This is a genomic window from Streptomyces sp. KR55 (genome assembly GCF_052245645.1).
Taxonomy (GTDB): domain Bacteria; phylum Actinomycetota; class Actinomycetes; order Streptomycetales; family Streptomycetaceae; genus Streptomyces; species Streptomyces flavusporus.
In genome coordinates, this window is sequence record NZ_JBQQCE010000436.1 from 1 (window position 1) to 8,231 (window position 8,231).

Consider the following 8,231-nt stretch of genomic DNA (forward strand, 5'->3'; position numbering starts at 1 on the left):
AACCTGATCACACCGTCGCCGGCCGTCCACGCACGTAACCCCTGAGGGGGAAGCCCCGCACTACTGTGCAGCGACGATCCGGACCGCGCTCGCGGCGCTCTCCGCCCCGTCGGCGCCCTTCCCGTCGCCGGACGCCGTACGCCACCGGCTGTCGCTGTTCCCGGCCGTCCACTCCCGGCCGGCGTACGAGACGCGCTCGATGTGCAGTGCGGAGGCATTGGCGACCGCCCAGTGCGCGAGCTGCCAGCCGCGCTCCCGGACGCTGCGTCCGTCGGCGCCGGTGTCCGCGGTCACCGGTACGGTCACCGTGCGCCCGCTGGTCTCGGTGATCAGGTCGCTCGGCGCGGGCGTCGGCGTCGCGCCCACCTCCGCGCCGGCCTGCGCCACCGCGTCCCGCCCGAAGTCCCGTACGAGCGCGGAGCGCACCGCGTCCGGACCGGCGGTGGGGGCTGCGCCCGGGCGGCCCTGACAGGTCAGCGTGGCCGCGGCCCGCCCGGTGAGCGCGGCGGCGAGCAGGATGGCGTCCGGCTCGTGCTTGGCGTAGGCCTCCGGAAATCCGCTGCGCTGCACGCGCTGCGCGGCCACGGTGAGCGGCAGCCGGGTGTAGCCGGGCACCTCGACCAGATGGTCGTAGAACATGCCCGCCGAGTAGATCGGGTCCATGATCTCCTGCTCCGTGCCCCAGCCCTGCGACGGCCGCTGCTGGAACAGGCCGAGCGAGTCCCGGTCGCCGTGGTCGATGTTCCGCAGCGCCGACTCCTGGAGGGCGGTCGCCAGCGCGATCGTCACGGCCCGCTCGGGCAGTCCGCGCGCGGTGCCGACGGCGGTGATCGTCGCCGCGTTCACCGCCTGCTCGGGCGTGAACTCGTACGTCGCCCCGTCGTCGTCGGCCGACACGACCTTGCACTGCGGTCCGCCAGGGCCTCCGGTGACGTACTGCACCACGAGATAGCCCGCGACCGCGAGCAGGACCACGAAGGCCGCCCCGATACGGAAGAGGCGGCCACGACGCTGAGGAGTAGGGGACGGCTCTGGCATCCGTACAAGGTACTGGAGTTCGTCAAGGCGCCCGCCCCGGGTGTGGACAGTGCTTCAGCGGACCGGCGCGTTAGGGTCGACGGCATGGCCGACACCCCGCTTGACCTCACCCTGGACGCCGCACAGCTCACCGCCCGGCTCGTCGACTTCCCCTCCGAGAGCGGCAGCGAGAAGCCGCTCTCGGACGCGATCGAGGGTGCCCTGCGCGCCCTGCCGCACCTGACGGTCGACCGCTACGGCAACAACGTCGTCGCCCGCACGAACCTGGGCCGGGCGGAGCGCGTGATCCTCGCCGGTCACATCGACACCGTGCCGATCGCCGACAACGTGCCGTCCAGGCTGGACGACGAGGGTGTGCTGTGGGGCTGCGGCACCTGCGACATGAAGGCGGGCGTCGCGGTCCAGCTGCGCATCGCGGCCACCGTCCCGGCCCCGAACCGCGACCTGACGTTCGTCTTCTACGACAACGAGGAGGTCGCCGCCGAGCTCAACGGCCTCAAGCATGTCGCCGAGGCCCATCCGGAGTGGCTGCGGGGCGACTTCGCGGTGCTGCTGGAACCGTCGGACGGTCAGGTCGAGGGCGGCTGCCAGGGCACCCTGCGCGTGCTGCTGAAGACCAGGGGCGAACGGGCCCACTCGGCGCGCAGCTGGATGGGCTCCAACGCGATCCACGCGGCGGCGCCGATCCTGGCCCGCCTGGCCGCGTACGAGCCGCGCTACCCGGTGATCGACGGTCTGGAGTACCGCGAGGGCCTGAACGCTGTGGGGATTTCGGGGGGTGTGGCCGGAAATGTCATCCCGGACGAGTGCGTCGTGACGGTCAACTTCCGTTACGCCCCGGACCGCACCGAGGAGGAGGCGATCGCCCACGTCCGCGAGGTCTTCGCGGACTGCGGGGTGACCGACTTCGTCGTCGACGACCACAGCGGAGCCGCCCTGCCCGGCCTGTCCCACCCGGCCGCGGCAGCCTTCATCGAGGCGGTCGGGGGCACCCCGCAGCCGAAGTACGGCTGGACGGACGTCTCCCGCTTCAGCGCGCTGGGCATCCCGGCGGTCAACTACGGCCCCGGCAACCCGCACTTGGCGCACAAGCGGGACGAACGGGTCGACACGGCGAAGATCCTGGCGGGCGAGGAGCGCCTGAGGTCCTGGCTCACGGCGTGAGACCGGCCGGTGCTGTGGCGCTTCATGGCGGACATGCACACGTACCCCGTCCTTAACCCGCGTAGATCTACGCTGAGGTGGAACGACCCCGCAACGGAGGGAGCGCACATGGCCACCGGCAACCCTGAGGGCAAGAAGCAGCCGCCGGAGGAGCAGCGCCTCGGCCCGGTCCTCCGTCGGCGGAGCCAGGTGACGGCGAGCACGACGGACCAGCGACTGCTGGACGCGGGCGGCCCGTCGGACTGGGTCCACACGGACCCCTGGCGAGTCCTGCGCATCCAGTCGGAGTTCATCGAGGGATTCGGCACGCTGGCCGAACTCCCGCCCGCCATCAGCGTGTTCGGCTCCTCCCGTACGCCGGTGGACTCCTCGGAATACGACATCGGCGTCCGCCTGGGCCGAGGCCTGGTCGAGGCGGGCTTCGCGGTCATCACGGGCGGCGGCCCCGGGGCGATGGAGGCCGCCAACAAGGGCGCGTGCGAGGCGGGCGGCATCTCGGTCGGCCTCGGCATCGAGCTGCCCTTCGAGCAGGGCCTGAATCCCTACGTCGACATCGGCCTCAACTTCCGCTACTTCTTCGTCCGGAAGATGATGTTCGTCAAGTACGCGCAGGGCTTCGTGGTCCTGCCGGGCGGCCTCGGCACGCTGGACGAACTCTTCGAGGCGCTCACCCTCGTCCAGACCCAGAAGGTCACCCGCTTCCCGATCGTCCTCTTCGGCAGCCAGTACTGGGGCGGCCTCGTCGACTGGCTCCGCAGCACCCTGGTCGCCCAGGGCAAGGCTTCGGAGAAGGACCTGCACCTCTTCCACGTCACGGACGACGTGGAGGAGGCGGTGGCGTTGGTGTCGAAGGAGGCGGGGCGCTGAAAACCAGCCCCTCCGGCGTTTGACCAGTCCCTCCGGCGTTTGCTGAAGAACCAGCCCTTTGGGGGTCCCCCTCTGGGGGAGTTTGAGGAGCGGGAGTCCAGGGGGCGGAGCCCCTGGCGGGGTCGAAGGGGGCGGAGCCCCTGGGGATGGGACGGGTAGGGGCGGCGGGGGCGAGAAGCGGCCTACGCCAGCCCCCGCCGGGCCACCGCCGGAGGACGATGCCCGGCGATCGACGCCACCATGTCGAGCACCTGCCGCGTCTCCGCCACCTCGTGCACCCGGTACACCTGCGCCCCGAGCCACGCGGACACCGCAGTCGTCGCCAGCGTGCCGATCACCCGCTCCTTGACGGGCCTGTCCAGCGTCTCTCCCACGAAGTCCTTGTTGGACAGCGACACCAGCACCGGCCACCCGGTCTCCACCATCTCCCCGAGCCTGCGCGTCGCCTCCAGACTGTGCCGCGTGTTCTTCCCGAAGTCGTGCCCGGGATCGATCAGCACCGACTCCCGCGGTACCCCCAGCGACACCGCCCGTTCGGCCAGCCCGACGGTCACCCGCAGGATGTCGGCCATGACGTCGTCGTACGTCACCCTATGCGGCCGCGTACGCGGTTCCGCACCGCCGGCATGCGTGCACACCAGCCCCACCCCGTACCGCGCGGCGACCTCCGCGAGCCGCGGATCCACCCCGCCCCACGCGTCGTTCAGCAGATCCGCCCCGGCCTCGCACACGGCCTCGCCGACCTCGTGCCGCCAGGTGTCCACGCTGATCACGACGTCCGGGAACCGCCGCCGGACCTCCGCCACGAACCCGACCGTCCGCCGCGCCTCCTCCTCGGCGGTCACCTCCTCGCCCGGGCCGGCCTTGACCCCGCCGATGTCGATGATCGCGGCCCCCTCCGCCACCGCCTGCTCCACGCGCGCGAGGGCGGGCTCGTCGTGGAAGGTGGCCCCGCGGTCGTAGAAGGAGTCCGGGGTCCGGTTCACGATCGCCATGATCACCGGCTCGTGCGGGTGGAACTCCCGCCTGCCCAGCCTGAGCATCCCCTGTGACCTCTCCTCGTACGTCCTGGCCCGCGGCCTTTCCGGCCGCCTGCGACCCTAACTGTCAGACTCGCATGGCACGATCGGACCCTGACACATTCGATGTCGGCGTACGCCGGCACACTCCGCGTGGGGACCCTCAGCGATGGTGATGTTCTTGTTCCTGGTCGTGGCCCTCGCCGTCGTCGTCGCGGCGGTGACACTCGCCGTGGTGGGCGGCGGCGAGCACGGCCCGCTGCCCGAGGCCGCACCCGAGCGGCTCCATGACCCGCTGCCCCCGGACCGCCCGGTCGCCCGCGCGGACGTCGACTCCCTGCGCTTCCCGCTCGCCGCCCGCGGCTACCGCATGACGGACGTGGACGACGCCCTGGGCCGCCTCGCCGCCGAGCTCGCCGAGCGCGACGCCCGGATCGCCGACCTGGAGTCCGCCCTGGTCGGCGCCCGGGCCGCAGCCCGCGCCTCCCTGGAGAAACACGGGCCGGAGGAGGACCGGTGAGCGACGGCACGGCCCTGGCAGGCCCCGACGGCGCGCTGCGCTGCCCCTGGGCCCTGTCCACCGAGGACTACGTGACGTACCACGATGAGGAGTGGGGCCGCCCGGTCCACGGCGACGACGCGCTGTTCGAGCGGCTGGCCCTGGAGGCCTTCCAGTCCGGCCTGTCCTGGATCACCATCCTGCGCCGCCGCCCCGGCTTCCGCGCCGCCTTCGCCGGTTTCGAGATCGCCAAGGTGGCCGCCTTCACGGACGCCGACCGCGAGCGCCTGCTCGCCGACCCCGGCATCATCCGCAACCGCGCCAAGATCGACGCGATCCTCGCCAACGCGCGCGTGCTGGCCGACTGGTCCCCGGGCGAGCTGGACACCCTGATCTGGTCCCACGCCCCCGACCCGACGACCCGCCCGGTCCCGAAGACGCTGTCCGACGTCCCGGCGGTCACACCCGAGTCGACGGCCCTGTCCAAGGCCCTGAAGAAGAGGGGCCTGCGCTTCGTGGGCCCGACGACGGCGTATGCGTTGATGCAGGCGTGCGGGTTGGTCGACGACCACCTGGAAGCCTGCGTGGCGAGAAGCGCCCCCTAAGGGGCGCGGGGCTGTGCTCGATGTGCGGCTCCTCCCCCACTCTCGGCTGCGCTCGAGCGGGGGGACCCCCACCGTGGGCGCGACCAGCCACAACGAACCCGCAGCCTCAGAACTCACCGCCCCAGATACTTCGGCTTCTCCTTGTTCACAAAGGCCTGCACCGCAATCGCATGGTCCTCCGAGGACCCCGCCCGAGTCTGCAGCTCATCCTCCTTCTCCAGCGTCTCCGCCAAGGAGTGGGACAGCCCGTACGCCACCGCCTCCTTGATCGCCCCATAGGCGACCGTCGGCCCCTCGGCCAGCGCCCGCGCGATGGTCTCCGCCTCGCCGCGCAGCGACTCCGACGGCACGACCCGGTTCGCGATCCCCAGCTCGTACGCCTCCTGCGCCTTGATGCTCCGCGGGAACAGCAGCAGGTCGGCGGCCCGCCCCGGCCCGACGACGCGCGGCAGGGTCCAGGAGATCCCGGAGTCGGCGGTCAGCGCCACACCGGCGAAGGACGTGTTGAAGGCGGCGGTGTCGGCCACCACCCGGTAGTCCGCGGCGAGCGCGAAGCCGAAGCCCGCCCCGGCCGCGACCCCGTTCACGCCCGCGACCACCAGCTTCGCCATGCCCGTGAGCGCCCGCACGATCGGGTTGTAGTGCTCCCGCACCGTGCTCATCGTCTGCCCTTCGCCCCCGCCCGCCTCCCGGTCGGCGGCCAGCAGTCCGATGTGCTCCTTGAGGTCCTGCCCCACGCAGAACGCCCGGTCCCCGGACGCGGTCAGCAGCACCGCCCGTACGGCGTCGTCGGCCGCCGCGGACTGGACCGCCTCCCTGAGGGCGACCTTGGTCTCGATGTTCAGCGCGTTCATCGCCTCGGGGCGGTTCAGCGTGATCGTCGCAAGCCCGTCGCTCACCTCGTAGAGCACGGTGTCGGCCATGGCGTATCCCCTCCGGAGTCGCGGCTGCGGGCGTACCGGTCAGTACGTCCTGTCTGAGGACAGCATGGCGGAGATCACCGACAACGGCCCCGAGCGTCCATGTGACCTGCGTCAAAGAATTTGTCCCGGCTTCCGCTCCGCGGAAGTCCGTGCGGCTGCGCAGTATCGCAGTCACATCGCCGAATTGAGTGGTTTTGCTCGCGCGCGTTGCCCAAGCGATGCCGACTGATGTTGGTCATCGGGTCGTGAGATGCGGGATAATGGCTTGGAAGCAATGTGCTCGATGCCGGTGTCGCGTGTCCCCTCACGGACCGCGCGTGCCCTTCAGCGGGCCGTCGGCTTTGACGATGAGCTGGTTTTCAGGAAGGGGAACGAGCATGGCGGCCATGAAGCCGCGGACGGGTGACGGCCCGCTCGAGGTGACCAAGGAGGGGCGGGGCATCGTCATGCGCGTTCCGCTCGAAGGCGGCGGTCGGCTCGTCGTCGAGCTGACCCCGGACGAGGCCGACGCGCTCGGCGACGCCCTCAAGAAGGTCGTGGGCTGACCCGCAGGCGACCATACCCTTTCAGACGCCCCGGCACTGTATTCGGTGCCGGGGCGACTGTTTGCTCAGGTCGACCGGCCAGGGATTGCCGCTTGGGGCTGTCGCCTGGGGCTGTGGCCTGGGGTTATCGCTTCACCGCGCACAGCAACCCGTCGCCCACCGGCAGCAGCGACGGCACCAGCTCCTGGCTCTCGCGCACCGCGCGCAGCAGCTCCCGCAGCCGCAGTACCTCCGTCGGCTGGGGTCCCGAGTCCACCGTGCGGCCGTTCGCGAAGACACCCTCGAACACGACCAGCCCGCCGGGACGCAGCAGGCGCAACGATTCAGCGAGGTACTCCAGCACCTCCAGCCGGTCGCCGTCGCAGAAGACGAGGTCATAGCCGGCGTCCGCGAGCCGCGGAAGGACGTCCAGGGCGCGGCCCGGGATGAAACGGGCGCGATTGCTGGCGAACCCCGAGGCGCGGAAGGCCTGCCGGGCGAACTGCTGGTGCTCGGGCTCGGGATCCACGGTGGTCAGGACGCCGTCCGGCCGCATCCCGAACAGCAGATGAATCCCTGACACACCGGTCCCGGTGCCGATCTCCGCGATGGCCTTGGCGTCCACGGAAGCGGCCAGCAACCTCAGCGCGGCGCCCGTGCCGGGCGACACCGAGCGCAGCCCTGCTTCACGGGCCCGGTCACGGGCCCAGCGCAGCGCTTCGTCCTCGGCGACATAGGCGTCGGCGAACGCCCAGCTCGTCTGCCGGTTGCCGGTAATGACCCTCTCCTGTCCCCGTGGTTGCCTGGGCGTGACTGTATCCGTTGCCGTCGGGAACCCGCAGATGGGACCAGGCGTTTAGAAGGGCGGGAGACAGGAGTGGGGGACACAGTTGGATCACGACGACTCGCGGGACGCCGAGCAAGTGCTGACGCAGCCGCATCAACCGCATCAGCCGTATCAGCACAGATCAATTTCTCGTAAAACCGCTTATCCGGAGCTAACGGACGAGGTGGCTATGGTAGGGGCTCCACTGGACACCACCAGAGCCGACAGGGGAGGTGCGGCTGCGCCTTTGAACCGGGCAGGAGTGCTGCGGCGCTTCCTCGGGTCGGCGGGCAGGCCGAAATCCGTGAACGACACCGCTGCTGACCACAGCCACGCCGCTGACCACGACCGGACCGCGACGTTCTCCACCGACGCGGACGGGCAGGCGTGGACTCCGCCCACGTGGGAGGAGATCGTCAGCACGCACAGTGGCCGCGTCTACCGGCTGGCGTACCGCCTCACAGGCAACCAGCACGACGCCGAGGACCTCACCCAGGAGGTCTTCGTCCGCGTCTTCCGCTCCCTGTCCACGTACACGCCGGGCACGTTCGAGGGCTGGCTGCACCGCATCACCACGAACCTCTTCCTGGACATGGTCCGCCGCAAGCAGCGCATCCGCTTCGACGCCCTCGGCGAGGACGCGGCCGAGCGGCTGCCCAGCCGTGAGCCCACCCCGCAGCAGGTCCTCAACGACGCGCACTTCGACGCGGACGTCCAGCAGGCCCTCGACACCCTCGCACCCGAGTTCCGCGCCGCGGTCGTCCTG

10 protein-coding genes are annotated in these 8,231 nt (G+C 71.0%); 6 read left to right on the forward strand and 4 right to left on the reverse strand.

Going from position 1 to position 8,231, the window contains the following annotated elements:
• Positions 1-60 precede the first annotated feature (60 nt).
• Positions 61-1,038, reverse strand: coding sequence for a heavy metal transporter (locus ACTWQJ_RS40765; RefSeq protein WP_443311473.1), 978 nt, complete (start codon positions 1,036-1,038; stop codon positions 61-63).
• Between the two features lie 84 nt (positions 1,039-1,122).
• Here ACTWQJ_RS40765 and dapE point away from each other — a divergent pair, with 84 nt between their 5' ends.
• Together dapE and ACTWQJ_RS40775 are read left to right on the forward strand one after the other, a co-directional pair.
• A complete protein-coding gene (gene dapE / locus ACTWQJ_RS40770; protein ID WP_443311474.1) occupies positions 1,123-2,202 on the forward strand; it encodes a succinyl-diaminopimelate desuccinylase in 1,080 nt (359 codons plus the stop codon).
• Between the two features lie 108 nt (positions 2,203-2,310).
• Positions 2,311-3,069 carry a TIGR00730 family Rossman fold protein gene (locus tag ACTWQJ_RS40775; RefSeq protein ID WP_443311475.1) on the forward strand — a complete coding sequence of 253 codons (759 nt, stop codon included), beginning with the start codon at positions 2,311-2,313 and terminating at the stop codon, positions 3,067-3,069.
• A 182-nt stretch (positions 3,070-3,251) separates the two neighbouring features.
• Here ACTWQJ_RS40775 and folP read toward each other — a convergent pair whose 3' ends face one another.
• Positions 3,252-4,112 (reverse strand): dihydropteroate synthase, encoded by an 861-nt coding sequence (folP, locus tag ACTWQJ_RS40780; RefSeq protein WP_443311476.1) that lies wholly within the window; start codon positions 4,110-4,112, stop codon positions 3,252-3,254.
• A gap of 151 nt (positions 4,113-4,263) precedes the next feature.
• Between folP and ACTWQJ_RS40785 the strand changes: the two genes are divergently transcribed.
• Both ACTWQJ_RS40785 and ACTWQJ_RS40790 read left to right on the forward strand, forming a co-directional pair.
• Positions 4,264-4,608 carry a DivIVA domain-containing protein gene (locus tag ACTWQJ_RS40785; RefSeq protein ID WP_443311480.1) on the forward strand — a complete coding sequence of 115 codons (345 nt, stop codon included), beginning with the start codon at positions 4,264-4,266 and terminating at the stop codon, positions 4,606-4,608.
• Positions 4,605-5,192 (forward strand): DNA-3-methyladenine glycosylase I, encoded by a 588-nt coding sequence (locus tag ACTWQJ_RS40790; protein WP_443311477.1) that lies wholly within the window; start codon positions 4,605-4,607, stop codon positions 5,190-5,192. The genes ACTWQJ_RS40785 and ACTWQJ_RS40790 overlap by 4 nt, the downstream gene beginning before the upstream one ends.
• Positions 5,193-5,305: 113 nt before the next feature.
• Here ACTWQJ_RS40790 and ACTWQJ_RS40795 read toward each other — a convergent pair whose 3' ends face one another.
• Positions 5,306-6,115, reverse strand: coding sequence for an enoyl-CoA hydratase/isomerase family protein (locus ACTWQJ_RS40795; protein WP_443311478.1), 810 nt, complete (start codon positions 6,113-6,115; stop codon positions 5,306-5,308).
• Between the two features lie 377 nt (positions 6,116-6,492).
• Between ACTWQJ_RS40795 and ACTWQJ_RS40800 the strand changes: the two genes are divergently transcribed.
• Entirely contained in the window at positions 6,493-6,660 is a 168-nt protein-coding gene (locus tag ACTWQJ_RS40800) for a DUF3117 domain-containing protein (RefSeq protein ID WP_003966491.1), read from the forward strand.
• A 124-nt stretch (positions 6,661-6,784) separates the two neighbouring features.
• Here ACTWQJ_RS40800 and ACTWQJ_RS40805 read toward each other — a convergent pair whose 3' ends face one another.
• Positions 6,785-7,483, reverse strand: coding sequence for an O-methyltransferase (locus ACTWQJ_RS40805; protein WP_443311481.1), 699 nt, complete (start codon positions 7,481-7,483; stop codon positions 6,785-6,787).
• Between the two features lie 172 nt (positions 7,484-7,655).
• Between ACTWQJ_RS40805 and sigE the strand changes: the two genes are divergently transcribed.
• On the forward strand, positions 7,656-8,231 hold a 576-nt coding region (sigE, locus tag ACTWQJ_RS40810; RefSeq protein WP_443311479.1), incomplete at its 3' end, for an RNA polymerase sigma factor SigE.